Source organism: Pseudoclavibacter sp. RFBA6, from assembly GCF_002931575.1.
Taxonomy (GTDB): Bacteria; Actinomycetota; Actinomycetes; order Actinomycetales; family Microbacteriaceae; genus Pseudoclavibacter; species Pseudoclavibacter terrae.
Genome location: NZ_PSUA01000001.1, coordinates 1 through 12,607, shown reverse-complemented (window position 1 = coordinate 12,607; position 12,607 = coordinate 1). Strand labels below are relative to the sequence as shown.

General features: G+C 69.4%; 15 protein-coding genes. 10 read left to right on the top strand and 5 right to left on the bottom strand.

From position 1 onward, the window contains the following. The first annotated feature begins 165 nt into the window (after positions 1–165). Genes phnD through C5C17_RS00050 form a run of 5 tightly spaced genes read left to right on the top strand, consistent with a single transcriptional unit; the run spans position 166 to position 4,216 of the window. Positions 166–1,059: a phosphate/phosphite/phosphonate ABC transporter substrate-binding protein gene (gene phnD / locus C5C17_RS00070; RefSeq protein WP_104251344.1), complete on the top strand. Its 894-nt coding sequence runs from the start codon at positions 166–168 to the stop codon at positions 1,057–1,059. Continuing rightward, positions 1,056–1,907: a phosphonate ABC transporter ATP-binding protein gene (phnC, locus tag C5C17_RS00065; RefSeq protein ID WP_181028406.1), complete on the top strand. Its 852-nt coding sequence runs from the start codon at positions 1,056–1,058 to the stop codon at positions 1,905–1,907. Before phnD ends, phnC begins: the two co-directional genes overlap by 4 nt. Then, on the top strand, positions 1,888–2,730 hold the full coding sequence (phnE, locus tag C5C17_RS00060) for a phosphonate ABC transporter, permease protein PhnE (RefSeq protein ID WP_104251343.1): 843 nt from the start codon (positions 1,888–1,890) through the stop codon (positions 2,728–2,730). Before phnC ends, phnE begins: the two co-directional genes overlap by 20 nt. Further along, positions 2,727–3,500: a tyrosine-protein phosphatase gene (locus C5C17_RS00055; RefSeq protein WP_104251342.1), complete on the top strand. Its 774-nt coding sequence runs from the start codon at positions 2,727–2,729 to the stop codon at positions 3,498–3,500. The genes phnE and C5C17_RS00055 overlap by 4 nt, the downstream gene beginning before the upstream one ends. Further along, a complete protein-coding gene (locus C5C17_RS00050) occupies positions 3,497–4,216 on the top strand; it encodes a TetR/AcrR family transcriptional regulator (protein ID WP_258065746.1) in 720 nt (239 codons plus the stop codon). The genes C5C17_RS00055 and C5C17_RS00050 overlap by 4 nt, the downstream gene beginning before the upstream one ends. On the opposite strand, the gene C5C17_RS00045 is transcribed toward C5C17_RS00050, so the two are convergent. After that, positions 4,189–4,461 carry a hypothetical protein gene (locus C5C17_RS00045; RefSeq protein ID WP_104251341.1) on the bottom strand — a complete coding sequence of 91 codons (273 nt, stop codon included), beginning with the start codon at positions 4,459–4,461 and terminating at the stop codon, positions 4,189–4,191. The genes C5C17_RS00050 and C5C17_RS00045 overlap by 28 nt on opposite strands. Before the next feature lie 231 nt (positions 4,462–4,692). Here C5C17_RS00045 and C5C17_RS00040 point away from each other — a divergent pair, with 231 nt between their 5' ends. Next, positions 4,693–5,937: an MFS transporter gene (locus tag C5C17_RS00040; RefSeq protein WP_104251340.1), complete on the top strand. Its 1,245-nt coding sequence runs from the start codon at positions 4,693–4,695 to the stop codon at positions 5,935–5,937. Continuing rightward, positions 5,934–6,713 (top strand): MerR family transcriptional regulator, encoded by a 780-nt coding sequence (locus C5C17_RS00035; RefSeq protein ID WP_181028405.1) that lies wholly within the window; start codon positions 5,934–5,936, stop codon positions 6,711–6,713. The genes C5C17_RS00040 and C5C17_RS00035 overlap by 4 nt, the downstream gene beginning before the upstream one ends. A gap of 36 nt (positions 6,714–6,749) precedes the next feature. Here C5C17_RS00035 and C5C17_RS00030 read toward each other — a convergent pair whose 3' ends face one another. Together C5C17_RS00030 and C5C17_RS00025 are read right to left on the bottom strand one after the other, a co-directional pair. Continuing rightward, positions 6,750–7,280, bottom strand: a complete 531-nt coding sequence (locus C5C17_RS00030) for a hypothetical protein (protein WP_146079023.1) — start codon at positions 7,278–7,280, stop codon at positions 6,750–6,752. A gap of 155 nt (positions 7,281–7,435) precedes the next feature. After that, positions 7,436–8,101, bottom strand: coding sequence for an RNA polymerase sigma factor (locus tag C5C17_RS00025; RefSeq protein WP_104251337.1), 666 nt, complete (start codon positions 8,099–8,101; stop codon positions 7,436–7,438). Positions 8,102–8,350: 249 nt separating this feature from the next. Here C5C17_RS00025 and C5C17_RS18405 point away from each other — a divergent pair, with 249 nt between their 5' ends. Next, positions 8,351–8,521: a hypothetical protein gene (locus tag C5C17_RS18405; protein ID WP_181028404.1), complete on the top strand. Its 171-nt coding sequence runs from the start codon at positions 8,351–8,353 to the stop codon at positions 8,519–8,521. A gap of 147 nt (positions 8,522–8,668) precedes the next feature. On the opposite strand, the gene C5C17_RS00020 is transcribed toward C5C17_RS18405, so the two are convergent. Together C5C17_RS00020 and C5C17_RS00015 are read right to left on the bottom strand one after the other, a co-directional pair. Continuing rightward, positions 8,669–9,373, bottom strand: a complete 705-nt coding sequence (locus C5C17_RS00020) for a class F sortase (RefSeq protein ID WP_258065745.1) — start codon at positions 9,371–9,373, stop codon at positions 8,669–8,671. After that, positions 9,370–10,089, bottom strand: coding sequence for a CHRD domain-containing protein (locus C5C17_RS00015; protein WP_104251335.1), 720 nt, complete (start codon positions 10,087–10,089; stop codon positions 9,370–9,372). The genes C5C17_RS00020 and C5C17_RS00015 overlap by 4 nt, the downstream gene beginning before the upstream one ends. Positions 10,090–10,279: 190 nt before the next feature. Between C5C17_RS00015 and C5C17_RS00010 the strand changes: the two genes are divergently transcribed. Continuing rightward, complete coding sequence (locus C5C17_RS00010) at positions 10,280–10,858, top strand: RNA polymerase sigma factor (protein WP_258065744.1); 579 nt, start codon at positions 10,280–10,282, stop codon at positions 10,856–10,858. Further along, on the top strand, positions 10,851–11,729 hold the full coding sequence (locus C5C17_RS00005) for a hypothetical protein (RefSeq protein ID WP_104251333.1): 879 nt from the start codon (positions 10,851–10,853) through the stop codon (positions 11,727–11,729). The genes C5C17_RS00010 and C5C17_RS00005 overlap by 8 nt, the downstream gene beginning before the upstream one ends. Positions 11,730–12,607 lie beyond the last annotated feature (878 nt).

Genomic DNA, 12,607 nt, shown 5'->3' with positions numbered 1-12,607 from the left:
CGGGCACTCGCGCCACTGAGAGTGCCAGCAGCCTCACCCCCGCCCCAACTGTTCACCTCCACGCCAATTTCCAGTCCACCGGTCTCGTAATTGCCGGTCACCTTCGCGAGTTTGCATACCGGTGTTCTCGAAATCTCGGGAGCATCCCTCGGAAGGACCCCGAACATGCGCCGTTCTCCGCTCCTCGCTTTCGGCATCATGGGCGTCAGCGCCCTCGCCCTCACGGGTTGCCAGACCGCTGAAGCCACCGCCGACGACACCACCATCACGATCGCCACGATCCCTCTCGGCGAAGACCCCACGCAGGCCAACCCCATCGACGCCCTCGTCGAACTCCTCGAAGCCGAGACCGGCTACACGGTCGAGGTCGCCGACGTGCCCGACTACCTCAGCGTCGTCGAAGCCATCCGCGCCGACCACGTCGACATGGGCATCATGAGTGGCTTCCCGTCCGCCCTCGCCGTCAACACGGGCGAAGTGGATGCGCTGCTCGCCTGGGAGGGCAGCGAAGACCCCGTGTCCACCTGCGTCGTCCTCAACGACTCCCCCGTGCAGGAGCTCACGGACCTCGAGGGCAAGACCGTCGCCTTCGCCGACCAGGCCTCCAGCTCCGGGTACTTCATGCCCGTCCACATGCTCCACGAGGCCGGCCTCGAGCAGGGCACCGACTACGAGGCGATCTTCGCCGGCGGACACGAAGGCTCCTTCGCCGCCCTCGAACAGGGCCAGGTCGACGCCGCCTGCACCTCCATCATGCTCACCGAACTCGGCGCACCCATGTTCCCCTTCGCCGACGGCGAATGGCGCGGCGTCGGCGAGAGCGCACCCATGCCCGTCATGGGCAGCGTCCTCGGCAGCCCCGAGCTCAGCGACGAGAAGCGCACCGTCATCCAGGACGCCATCCAGGCCGTCTTCGTCGAGGAGAACGCTGAGGCCCTCGGCGCCCTCGGCTCCGGCTTCATCGGACTGCCCGTCTCCGTGAACCCCGAGCCCTCCGTCTTCGACGGCTTCGTCGAGATCGCAGGCGTCGCCGGCGTCCAGCTCGAGGACCTCGAATGACGAACCTCGCCCCAGCACCCAGCGCTAACACTGCGCCCGCACCAGCAACCACAACCACCAGCGACATGGATGCGCTCGCCCGCCTCCCCCTCGTCACCGTGCGCGGCCTCCAGGTCGCCTACGACGAGACGACCGTGCTCGACGGCGTCGACCTCGACCTGCACCCCGGCGAGATGGTCGCCCTCCTCGGCGCATCCGGCTCAGGCAAGTCGACACTCATGCGCAGCTTGACCGGCTTCGCCCCCATCACGGGCGGCACGGCACGCGTCGCCGGCCACGACGTCACCAACCTCCGCCGGGGCGAGCTGCGGCAGCTGCGCGCCGGCGTCGGGCAAGTTTTCCAGCAGTTCAACCTCATCCCCCGCCTCAGCGTCCTCACGAACGTGCTCACCGGCACCCTCCACACTGCCGGCCCCATGAACCTCGTCGGCGGCTTCAGCAGCGCACACCGCAGACGCGCGATGGAGCTGCTCGACCGCGTCGGCATCGCACACAAGGCGAAAGACCCCGCCCGTTCGCTGAGCGGCGGCCAGCAGCAGCGCGTCGCCATCGCCCGCGCACTCATGCAGCAGCCGAGGGTGATCCTCGCCGACGAACCCGTCGCATCCCTCGACCCGAAGCTCGCCGACTCCGTGCTCGAACTGCTGCGCGACATCGCCACCCGCGACGGCATCCCCGTGCTCGTGAGCCTGCACGTGCTGCCCCTCGCGCTGCGCCACACCGACCGCATCATCGGCCTCCGCCACGGCGAGATGCTCGTCTCCGCGCCAACCGGTGCGCTCGACGCCGACAAGCTCTCCGTGCTCTACGACGACGAGGAGGCCCACGATGACGACCACCGCGCCTAAGCCGCCCCGCGCATCCGCGGCCCCCGCCCTCACGACCGCCGAGCGCGACCGCCTCGAACGCGCCTTCTCGACCCCGCGAGCGCGCTTCATGCTCGGCATCCCGGTCGCCGTCATCGTGCTGCTGTGGTCGTTCGCTGGCGCCGAGTTCAACTTCGCGAAGCTCGGCGACGGGGCCATCAACATGGGCGAGTTCCTCTCGCGCCTGTTCCCGCCCGACTTCTCGAAGTTCGGCACCATCTTCGCGCTCCTCATCGAGACGCTCCAGATGGCCATCGTCGGCACCGTCCTCGGGGCCGTGCTGTCGCTGTTCATGGCGTTTGCTGCCTCGTCGAACATCGCCCCGAAGTGGATGTACTACCCGGCCCGCTGGGTGATGAACATCATCCGCTCGGTGCCCGACCTGGTGTTCGCGCTCATGTTCGTCTCGGCCGTCGGCCTCGGGCCGTTCGCGGGGATCCTCGCCATGACGCTCGGCTCGATCGGCTCCATCGGCAAGGTGTACGCCGAGGCCATGGAATCCGTCGACCGCGGCCCCATGTCGGCCATGCAGGCCGTCGGCGCATCCCGCCGCCAGCTCATCCAGTACGGAGTGCTCCCGCAGGCTGCCCCGCTGCTCGTCTCGTACACGCTGCTGCTCTTCGAGGGCAACGTGCGCGGCGCCACCATCCTCGGCCTCGTCGGGGCCGGCGGCATCGGCCTCGAGCTCACCACGGCGATGAAGATGTACGACTACGGACACCTCAGCGCCATCATCATCTGCATCATCGTGCTCGTCACGCTGATCGACCAGGGCAGCGCCCTCATCCGAAAGCGACTCACATGACCACCACGCTCGACATCACCCTCTCCGCGCCCGTCAACCTCCGCGACCTCGGCGGCACCCCCATCGCCGGCGGCACCCTCCGCGAGGGCCTCGCGATCCGCGCCGACGACCTGTCCGTCATCACCGAAGCGGATGCGCGCGAGCTGACCGCGGGCGGACTCACCTCGGTCATCGACCTGCGCACCACAGACGAGGTCGCGCTCACGGGCCGAGGCCCGCTCGCCGCGCACGCCGTCGCCTACCACCACCTGCCCCTGATGGGCAGCGTCGGCGGGGGCATCCCCGCCGCCGACGAGCACGGGAGCGCACACGCTGGCATGGGTGAGATGTATGCGCTCATGGTCGAGACGGCCGCGCCGCAGCTCGCGACGGCGCTCGGCATCATCGCCGTCTCCCCCGGCGCCACCGCCTTCCACTGCGCGGCCGGCCGCGACCGCACCGGTGTCCTCGCCGCGATGCTGCTCCTCGCGCTCGGGACGGCGGACGACGACATCGTGCGCGACTACGCGAAGACCGACGCCAACATGCGCGCGATTCTGACTCGCATCGGCCCGACGATGAGCGTGCTGCTCGCGAAGTTCGGCATGGACCTCGAAGAGGTGTCGAAGCTCAACGGGTCCCTCCTCGACGGGGCCGAGCCCATGGACGTGTCTATGCGCATCCTCCTCGCCCGCCTCCGCGAGCGCCACGGTGACCCGCTCGCGCCGCTCCGTGCGGCCGGGCTCACCGATGCGACCGTCACGCAGCTCCGTGCGAAGGCGCTGGCGTGACGTCCACCGCAACGGCCATGACGCCCGCATCCGCGGAACTGGATGCGGGCGCCGCGGCGCACCCGTCCGCGGGCGAGGACGCCGAGGCGCGGCGCGGCCCCGGTCGACCCCGCACCGAGGAACTCGACGGGCAGATCCTGGCCGCCACACTGGCGATCATCGACGCCGACGAGGCGGTGACCGTGTCGCGGGTCGTCGAGCGCAGCGGCGTGAGTCGGGCGGCCCTCTACCGACGGTGGCCGTCGATGACGACCCTCATCGCGGACGCCCTCGACGTCGGGCGCACGGTGCCCCCACCCCTGGCCAAGCCCGGCGACCTGCGGGCGCGCATCTTCGAGTTCCTGATGGGTGCATCCGCCCAGCTCGACGAGACCAGGTACCCGGACCAGCGGTTCCGGCAGCGCATCCGCCTCGTCATGAGCGACCGGGCGCTACAGCAGGCGTACTGGGAGTCGCACGTCTCCGTGCGGCGCCGACCCATCGAAGACGCCCTCCGCGCCGGCATCGCCGAGGGGTCGCTGCGCGCAGACCTCGACGTCGAGGCCTGCTTCGACCTCATCGCCGGCATCTTCTACTACCAGCTCGTCGTTCGCGGCGACCGCTTCGACGACCCAGCCGCCCGAGCCCGATGCCGCGCGGGGCTCGAGGTGGCGTGGCGCGGGATGGAGGTGCAGCCCCCGGCGGGGGATCAGATGTCCCAGAGCACAGAGCCGTAATAGTTGTTGAAGCCGCCAGCGGTCTGGGTGTTCTTGACGCAGCTGTCGACACCGGTGATGTCCTTGCCAGCGTTCGCGTAGGTGTTCGCCGCGTTGTTGAGGCTGTTCTGGCACTCGTAGAGCGTGCTTCCATAGACCATCTGACGGTGCGTGGCCGCGTTCGCGGCTGGAGCGAGCGCAACGCTGACCCCACCCAGAAGTCCGGCGGCGACAACAACGGATCCGATGTTCTTTCGAAGGCTCATGAGTTCTTCCTTTCGGCGAGATGCAGCATCACAGCAGGTGGGCCGCAGTCGTTCTGAAGGATCAAGCCTTTCGCGCCCGCATGAGCGTTTCCTCCATCGAAGCACCGAAGTTGCGCTGGAGCCCGCCGGACAGGGCCTGGTTCGAGTTCGTACCCATCAGAGAGGCCGCGCAGAGCGCAGTCGCAAGGCCCGCTTGACCCCGCCCCAACGTCATAGTTTCTGCTGGGGTCCATGAACCTCCTCCCGGTCACCTACCTCGCGTCGCACGTCCTGTCCCTGCTCGGCAATTCGATCGCGGGCATCGCCCTCCCGCTCATCGTGCTCTCGACGACGGGCAGTGCGCTCGGCGCGGGAACAGTCGCGGCGGCCACCGCCATCCCGGCCGTGCTCGCCGGCCTCTTCATGGGGGTCGTCATCGACCGCATCAACCGGCGCACCTCATCCGTCGTCACCGACCTCATCTCCGCCGCCTCCATCGCGGCGCTCCCGCTCATCGACCTCGTCTCGGGACTCAACCTCGGCTGGTTCGTGCTCTTCGGCATCATCGGGTCTCTCGGCGACGTGCCAGGCATGACGGCCCGCGAAGCACTGCTCCCCGCGATCGTGCGCCACGGCAGCATCAGCGCCGAACGCCTCATGGGCGTGCGCGAGAGCCTCAGCGCCGTCGCCATCTTCATCGGCCCCGCCGCCGCCGGAACCCTGATGGTGCTCTTCGACGGCTCCACCGTGCTCTGGATCACCGCCGCCACCTCCCTCCTCGCGGCCCTCATCACTCTCCTCATCCCGCGGGCGGTCGGCGTGATCGTCGCCGACGACGGCTCCCGCGCATCCGCCCCGGTCGGCAGCGGATGGTCGCAGCTGCGCGACGGCTGGCGGGCCCTCTTCCGCAGTCCCTTCCTCGTCGCCACCACGGCGCTCAGCCTCGTGTCGGTGTTCGTGCTCGCGGGGCTCCAGGGACTCGTGCTGCCTGTCTACTTCACGCTGGTCGAGCAGCCGGGGCTCCTCGGGTTCGTGCTCAGCGCGCTCGCTCTCGGCATGCTCGTCGGCGGCGGCACCTACGCGATCGCGGGTACCCGCGGCCCACGTCGCGCGTGGTTCGTGGTCGGCATGATCGGCACGACCGTCGGCATCGGACTCATCAGCCTCCTCAGCTCGGTGTGGGTCGTGTTCGCGGGCGCCTTCGTCATGGGTCTCGCAAGCGGGCTCTTCGGCAGCCTCATGGGCGTGCTCATGATCGAGCGCATCCCCGAGCAGCTGCGCGGCCGCATCATGGGCACCCAGAACGCGCTCACCACGGCGGCCCCGTCGGTCGGCATCATGCTCGCGGCCGTACTCACCGAGTACGCGAACGTCAATGTGGCCGCGTTTGTGCTGCTCGGGGCGTGGGGATGCGCGTTCGCCTACGGCCTCGCCGCCCGCCCGCTTCGTACACTGGAACCCCAGGCAGTCAGCGTGAACGCGGGTGGTGTGCGATGAACAGCAGCGAGCTCGCCCGCCGCGCCGGCGTCACGGTTCGCGCGCTGCGGCACTACCACCAGGTCGGGGTGCTGGATGAGCCACCCCGCACCTCCAACGGGTACCGGCAGTACGGGGTGCACGACCTCATCCGGGTGCTGCGCATCCGCCGCCTGGCCGCACTCGGCATCGCCCTTGAGGACATGCCGACCCTCCTCGATGAGCACGGCAGCGATGCGCCCGCGATGCTCGACCGGCTCGACGCGGAGCTCGCGGCGCAGATCGAGCGGCTGACCGCGCAGCGGGCCCTCATCGCGCAGCTGCGCGGCCTCCCCACGACCCCGGATCTGCCGCCGGAGCTCGCCGCCTTCATGGGAACCCTCTCGGGCCGCCTCTCCCCCGAGCTCGAGCAGATGGATCGCGACCAGACCGTGCTCCTCGCGCACCTCGTCGGCGACGAGGGGATGCCGCACCTGGTCGGCTACTACGAGCAGCTCAGCGACCCCGCCCTCGTGCCGCAGATCGTCGCGATCACCGCCGAGTTCCATCAGCTCGGCGACCACACCAGCGACGGCACGTTCGACGCCTTCATCGAACGCTTCGTCTCGACGTTCGCGCAGGTCGTCGAGTCGCTGCGAGCGGATGCGCCGGAACTCGACCTGACCGACGCGGCCGGCCTCTTCGACGACTACTCGGCCTCGGTGCTCAACCCCGTGCAGCAGCGAGCGATGGCGATCGTCGGGGAGCGGCTGGACGCGCCCCCGCTCGAGGAGGCACCCGAGGTCACGCCGACCTGAGCGGCTGCGCGGCCCGCGTGCGGCTCGTGCCCGCCCTCACAGCTTCCCGTACGCCTCCATCGCGTCGGTGATGCCCCGCGCGAGGATGTCCTTCCCGAACGCATCGGAGTTCTCGTCGAACTCGCCCTCGAGTTCGAGGTCGGCGTTGAGCGTCAGCGTGAGGTCGTCGAACCGGGCCACGTAGCGGCCAGAGGCGCCCGCCTGGAAGTACACCTCGACCTCGACGCCGCTCACCTCGATGGCCTCCGACAGCTCGTCGGCCTCGGTCGGCCCATCCACCCACAGCAGCAGCGTCGGCGCCGACTTCATGCCGTCGCGCCACTCGCAGTCCGGGTCCGGCGACAGCGTCTGTGCAGCCGACGGAGTCGCGAACCCGGCCGCCTTCAGTGTCTCGTCCGAGATCGCACTGCACGGGTCGATGTCGGCGTAGCCAGACTCGACGAGCTCCGCATCCGGGGTCACCTCGACGCCATTGCGCGTGTAGGTCACCTCGCTCATGCACCCCGCGAACCCGGCGAGCGACATGACGGATGCGCCCAGCACGGCAAGCACACGAGTCGCCCTCATGGGGACGAGCCTAGAGAACGCCGGCCCGAGCCACAATGCGCGGCGGGCGTCGCCGGCGAGGCCGGATGCTCGTGACCAACCGCAAGTCACGGTCGCTCGCACAGACCCGCGAGCGCTTGCCGACACCAGCGGTCACCGGCCGGCTTACGCCCCGATCAGCGCCACTCGGCCATGGCGACCGCGAGGGCCTTCCGTGCACGCGCGATCGCCCCGCGAACGGTGCTGACCGGAAGCTCGAGCTCGTCCGCTATCTCCTGGTAGCTCAGCGATTCGAGCTCGCGCAGCACCCAGCATCGGCGCTGTGGCTCGGGAAGGTTGGACAGGGCGATGTGGAGGGCCGCGGAGAGGAGCGCGAGCTGCGCGTTGGTTGTCGGCGACCCGTCGTCGGGCGCCGCGAACTCGGCCTCCTCGACACGGTCGTGCTCCCGGCGCCGCCTGAGCACGTCGACGCTCCTGGATGCGACGATGCGCAGCATCCACGAGCGGACGGCGGCGAGGTCCTTGAGCGTGGAGAGCTTCGTCCAGGCGTGTGCGAGCGACTCCTGGACGACGTCGTCGGCCTCCGCGTCCGAGCCGAGGCGTCGCCTCGCGCACACGTACATGAGCGTGCGGTAGCGCTGCACCAGCAGGTCGAAGGCGTGCGCGTCACCGAGGGCGGCGAGCCCGGCCAAGAACTCGTCGGTGTCATCGGCGGCGGCAACGCTCCTGAACTGCGAGAGCGCCCGCGCCCGCTGCGAGCCTGTCGCCACGTGGGCAGCGGATGCGGTGGGCGCGTCCTGCAGTTCAGGGAGCTGCGGCGCCGCGTCAATCGCGAGCAACATCGTGGACCTCACTTCCAACAGCCCAGAGCTTGGGGGCCCTGTCCTGTCGCCAACCGAGGGTCCCCCGCTGGGGCGAGCGGCATGCGGAACCCGGACGCGGCACCGCGTCTGCCATCCATTCGGAACGGACGCGAAAAGGGATTGCGGACCCCGTCGACCCAGTGTTTGCCAGTCATGCTCAACCGTGTTCTTCCTCGCTCACATCGGCAGGTGTCTTGCGCCGAGGTAATAGTTAGTTAGACTAGCTATATGACGGACACGAGCATCGACCAGGAGACGGAAAGCCGGCAGGCCATCGTCGGCGACGGCTTCTGGGATGCCTACCAGCGCAGGACCCTCCCCCTGGAGGCGCTCGCGATCTGCGGCACGGGCCTCGTCATCAGCGTCGGCATCATCACGGCCATCACGACGCTGTTCTGAACCGGCCCGTCCCGCTCACGGTCGCATGGTCCAGACCCACCTCACCGGCACCGTTGGCCTGAAACATGACAGCCGGTAGGACTCACGTCCGTGCCGGTCACACTCCGACCCCAATCACCGCTTCTTGCAGCGCAGCCACTGCCGGTCTCAGCCTGAGACCGCCGTCGCGAACACGACCACGTTCTTGTCGTAGTGCCCGACGTCGCGGTCGAAGTAGCCGCCGCACGTGATGAGCCTGAGCTCGTCGCCGGGCACGGCACCGAAGACGCGTGCCGTCGGGAAGTCAACCTTCTCGACGGTGACGGCCTCGGTGACCTCGTAGCTCGTGACCCCGCCCTCGGCGTCGGTCACGCTCACCACGTCGCCTCGAGCGAGCTCGTCGAGCCGGAAGAACGCGGCGGGTCCGGCGAGGCCGTCGACGTGCGCCGCGATGACGGTGGGGCCGCGACCGCCGGGTTTGCCACCGCCCGTGAACCAGCCGATCTCATCGAAGTCGACGGGCACCTCCATCTTCCCGTCGGGGGCGATACCGAGGTCGATGAGCGTGTCCTCGGCGTCGATGGCGGGGATCGAGACGGCAGTGGGCTCGATGCCTTCCGGCATGACCTCGACACCGCCGGCCCCGGCCGGCGGCTGGGTTTCGGGTGCGGGGGCCGAGGTCGTCGGTGACATGGTCGCGGGGGCACTGGATGGCGCCGCCTCGACTGCCGCGGGTGAAGGCTGGGCAACCTCAGGAGCCGATCCGTCCCCGCCCGCCGCGGCCGCGCATCCACTCAACAGGAGCGCGGCCGCGACGACGAGCGCCGGGACGCGCAGCGCGCGCCCCGGCTTTCGAGAGATGTTCCTGGTCACTGACCCGCTGCGCGAGCCTTGCGCGCAACCGCCACGCCAGCCGCGCCGACGACGGCGAGACCGCCGAGGCCGAGGAAGCCGAGCGTCGTCGCGTCGAGGCCACCGGCAGCAGCGCCGCCAGCACCCGTGTCGACGCCGCCGACAGGAACCTGCACGAGCTGGCCACGCACGACACCTGCCTTGAAGTCAGCCGTGTGCGAGTCGCCCGTGAAGCCGGCCGGGTTCGCCTCGATCTGCTTGAGCGTGAAGCCCTCACCCGTGTCCGTGCCGGCGTCGCTGTTGATGCCCGTCGTGAACGGACCCTCGAGGCAGCCGCTGCTGGTGCGCGTGCCGTCACCGTTGTCGGTGGGGTTCGGGAACGCGATGCGCGGCGGGCCAGCCTGACCCTCGGCGGCCTCGTGGATGTGCGTGGCCGTCTTCGCGGGGCTCTCGTACTCGCCCGTCACGCCCGTGAGGGTGATGTCGTAGCAGATGATGTTCAGGTCGGAGTTGATGCGGAAGTCGAACTGGCCCATCGATCCGGGCTCGCCCGGCGTCATGTCGCCGTCGTTGTTGATGACCGCATCCGGGGTGGCCATGACCGTGTAGGCGCTCGTGAAGGAGTCGGGTTCGGCGACCTCCGTCTCGGCAGTGGCGGGAGCGGCGGCGACCAGCGCGATGGCGGCGACAGCTGTGGCGCCGAGGGTGAGCGACTTCGCGAACGTGTGCTTGGGCATGAGGGGGTGCCTTCCTGCTTCGCAGCTCCCCGGTGGAGCCGTCGTACAGGGGCATACGTGACTCAGCGCATCCGCGTTCATCCGAGCTCAAACTTTTTCGCAAGAGTTTTCGGGGGCGCCCTGAACGCGGCGGGCCGTCAGGCAGTACACCCCTCTACCAACCGCAGTTGAGTCGCCGGAGGGAGTTGCCGTGAGCGCTGCCGTTATCGTTGACCGCGCCAGGGGGTCGACGACGAGAGGATGCGCACGCATGGCGGATGCGCCGCACTCGTTCGATCTCCACTCTGCGTTCCGCGACCACGGCAGCGTACTCCTCGGCTTCACCATCAACGCGTTGCGCGACCGCGCGCTTGCCGAGGACTGCGTGCAGGAGACGTTCCTCCGAGCCTGGCGAGCACGCGACCGATTCGACCCCGCGAAGGGCGGCGAGCGCACCTGGCTGTTCGCGATCGCCCGCAATGTCATCGCCGACGCCCTGCGCGCGCGCGACCGGCTGCCCCGGATCTCCGCAGACGACGCATCCGCGGCGAGCCGCGACGTGCCAGCCGAAACCCTCGACCCGCTCACGGGGCTCGGCCTCACGGAAGCCCTCGCCCTCCTGCCCGACGAGCAGCGCGACGCGATCATCGCCATCCACCTCACCGGCTACAGCTACGCTGAGTTCTCCGCCCGCTGCGGGGTGCCCGTCGCCACCCTCCGCACCCGCGTCTTCTACGGCCTCCGCGCCGTCCGCGGCCACCTCGACGAATCCGGAGGAGCTCGTGACTGACCACACCGCAGGCCGCCGCGGCGAGCTCATCGCCGCCGCCCTCGTCGGCGAGCTCACCACCGACGAGGCTGCCGAGTTCGAGCGGATGCGCGCATCCGACCCCACCATCGACGCCGAGCTGGCGGAGCTTCGGACACTGACAGGGCAGGTCTCCGGGCGCCCCGAATGGCTGGACGCGACGCCGAGCGACGTTCTCCGTGACGCCGTGCTGGCGATCGGGGCAGGTGGCGGCGTCGACAGTCGCGAACTCAGTGACGGAGACCGAGCCACGCCCGCCGGTGGTCAAACTGGGGCAGATGAAGCGGACGGGCCTACCAGAGCTGCCGGCTCGGCTGACGCCGTCGACGCTCGCAACGGCACTGACGAAGCGAGCGGACGCGGCGAAGCCGACGAAACCGACCCCGCGGACGCCGCGCCTGTCACTCCGCTGCGTCGCCCACGCTTCGGAGGCGCCATGCTCGCAGGAATCGCCGCCGTCGGCCTCGTGGTCGGCGTCGTCGGCGGCTCCTTCCTCCCCCGCCCCGAGACGCCGCCGCCGATCGGCGACCCCGGAACGCTCGGCGCCGTCGAGCCCGTCGACTTCCAGGGCGAACCCGACGGCGTCGAGATCGACGGCAGCGTCGTCGCGCACACCTGGGGCACCGAGACGCTGCTCACCGTCAACGGGCTGCCGAGCGGCGAGTTCTACTCGGTGGTCGTCGTCGATGCCGCCGGCGAAGACGTCGGCTCGGGAACGTTTTTGGGCTCAGAGGTCGAGATCAACTGCGCCGTCAACGCGGCCGCACTCCGCGAGGAGGTCACGAGCGTGGAGATCCGCGCAAAGAGCGGCGACATAGTGGCATCGGCCGCGTTGCCGCGAGTCGAAGGGTAACCGGCTCACGCTTTCAGAGTCGCGCGGTCGACTGCGGGAGGGGCGCGGACGCACGGCGACAGGCGGTTAGCACGGGGTCGCGCCAATGTCACGGGAGCTTCACACAAGGAGCCCGGGACGCGAGCGGCCGCGCGGCACGCGGGCGTAAGCGCGGCACGCGGGCGTAAGTGGGCTCCGAGCGCCATGGGGGCACACGGCGTCAGCAAGCGCAAGCGCGGCACGCGAACGCGAGTGCAGCACGCGAACACAAGTGCAGCACGCGGGCGTAGGCGCGGCTCTCGAGCGCCACGGGGACACGGGCACACCGGCACACCGGCACACGGCGCCAGCAAACCGCACGATGACTCGGCTGTCTGCGAGCGGGATGACATTCTCAGCAGACAGCACGCGCGCGACACAGGAGCGCCTTCAGACGACGCGCGAACGCCAGCGGACGCTATCGACAGGCCGACACGGCGCACCGCGGCAGGATCTGTTCAGGGACAACTGCCCCTGGCGACACGTGCGGGCAACTCGGACCGAAGTGCCGTGGTGCGCAGCGTCGGTGGTCCGTGGTCTGCTGAACGGGAAAAGAGAGTCGGCTCGGCCACAGTGCGTGCTGCAACGGCGAACAGCTCGAGACTTCGCAGCTACCCGTGTGCCGCCGGACATGCCGGACACCAAGGACACCCTTCGTATCTATCATCGAATTACGTCAGAAAACTCCTGTTCGTAGCTAGATTGAACGGGTCCAATCAGCTAGGCTGGTGGTGATCTTGGGGGAGGTTATCGTGGCATCACAGTCGGAGCAGGAAGCGCATCGTCAGTCGTCGACGGAGACGGCTGTGGTGGATGCGCTGCTCGAGGCGCGGTGTCAGCTGGCGGGTCTTCCGGATGGG

Coding starts and splice junctions, on each gene's coding strand:
- phnD (WP_104251344.1), top strand. CDS start 166: ATGCGCCGTTCTCCGCTCCTCGCTTTCGGCATCATGGGCGTCAGCGCC.
- C5C17_RS00030 (WP_146079023.1), bottom strand. CDS start 7,280: ATGAGGGCGACTCGTGTGCTTGCCGTGCTGGGCGCATCCGTCATGTCG.
- C5C17_RS00035 (WP_181028405.1), top strand. CDS start 5,934: ATGAACAGCAGCGAGCTCGCCCGCCGCGCCGGCGTCACGGTTCGCGCG.
- phnE (WP_104251343.1), top strand. CDS start 1,888: ATGACGACCACCGCGCCTAAGCCGCCCCGCGCATCCGCGGCCCCCGCC.
- C5C17_RS00055 (WP_104251342.1), top strand. CDS start 2,727: ATGACCACCACGCTCGACATCACCCTCTCCGCGCCCGTCAACCTCCGC.
- C5C17_RS00045 (WP_104251341.1), bottom strand. CDS start 4,461: ATGAGCCTTCGAAAGAACATCGGATCCGTTGTTGTCGCCGCCGGACTT.
- C5C17_RS00040 (WP_104251340.1), top strand. CDS start 4,693: ATGAACCTCCTCCCGGTCACCTACCTCGCGTCGCACGTCCTGTCCCTG.
- phnC (WP_181028406.1), top strand. CDS start 1,056: ATGACGAACCTCGCCCCAGCACCCAGCGCTAACACTGCGCCCGCACCA.
- C5C17_RS00015 (WP_104251335.1), bottom strand. CDS start 10,089: ATGCCCAAGCACACGTTCGCGAAGTCGCTCACCCTCGGCGCCACAGCT.
- C5C17_RS18405 (WP_181028404.1), top strand. CDS start 8,351: ATGACGGACACGAGCATCGACCAGGAGACGGAAAGCCGGCAGGCCATC.
- C5C17_RS00025 (WP_104251337.1), bottom strand. CDS start 8,101: ATGTTGCTCGCGATTGACGCGGCGCCGCAGCTCCCTGAACTGCAGGAC.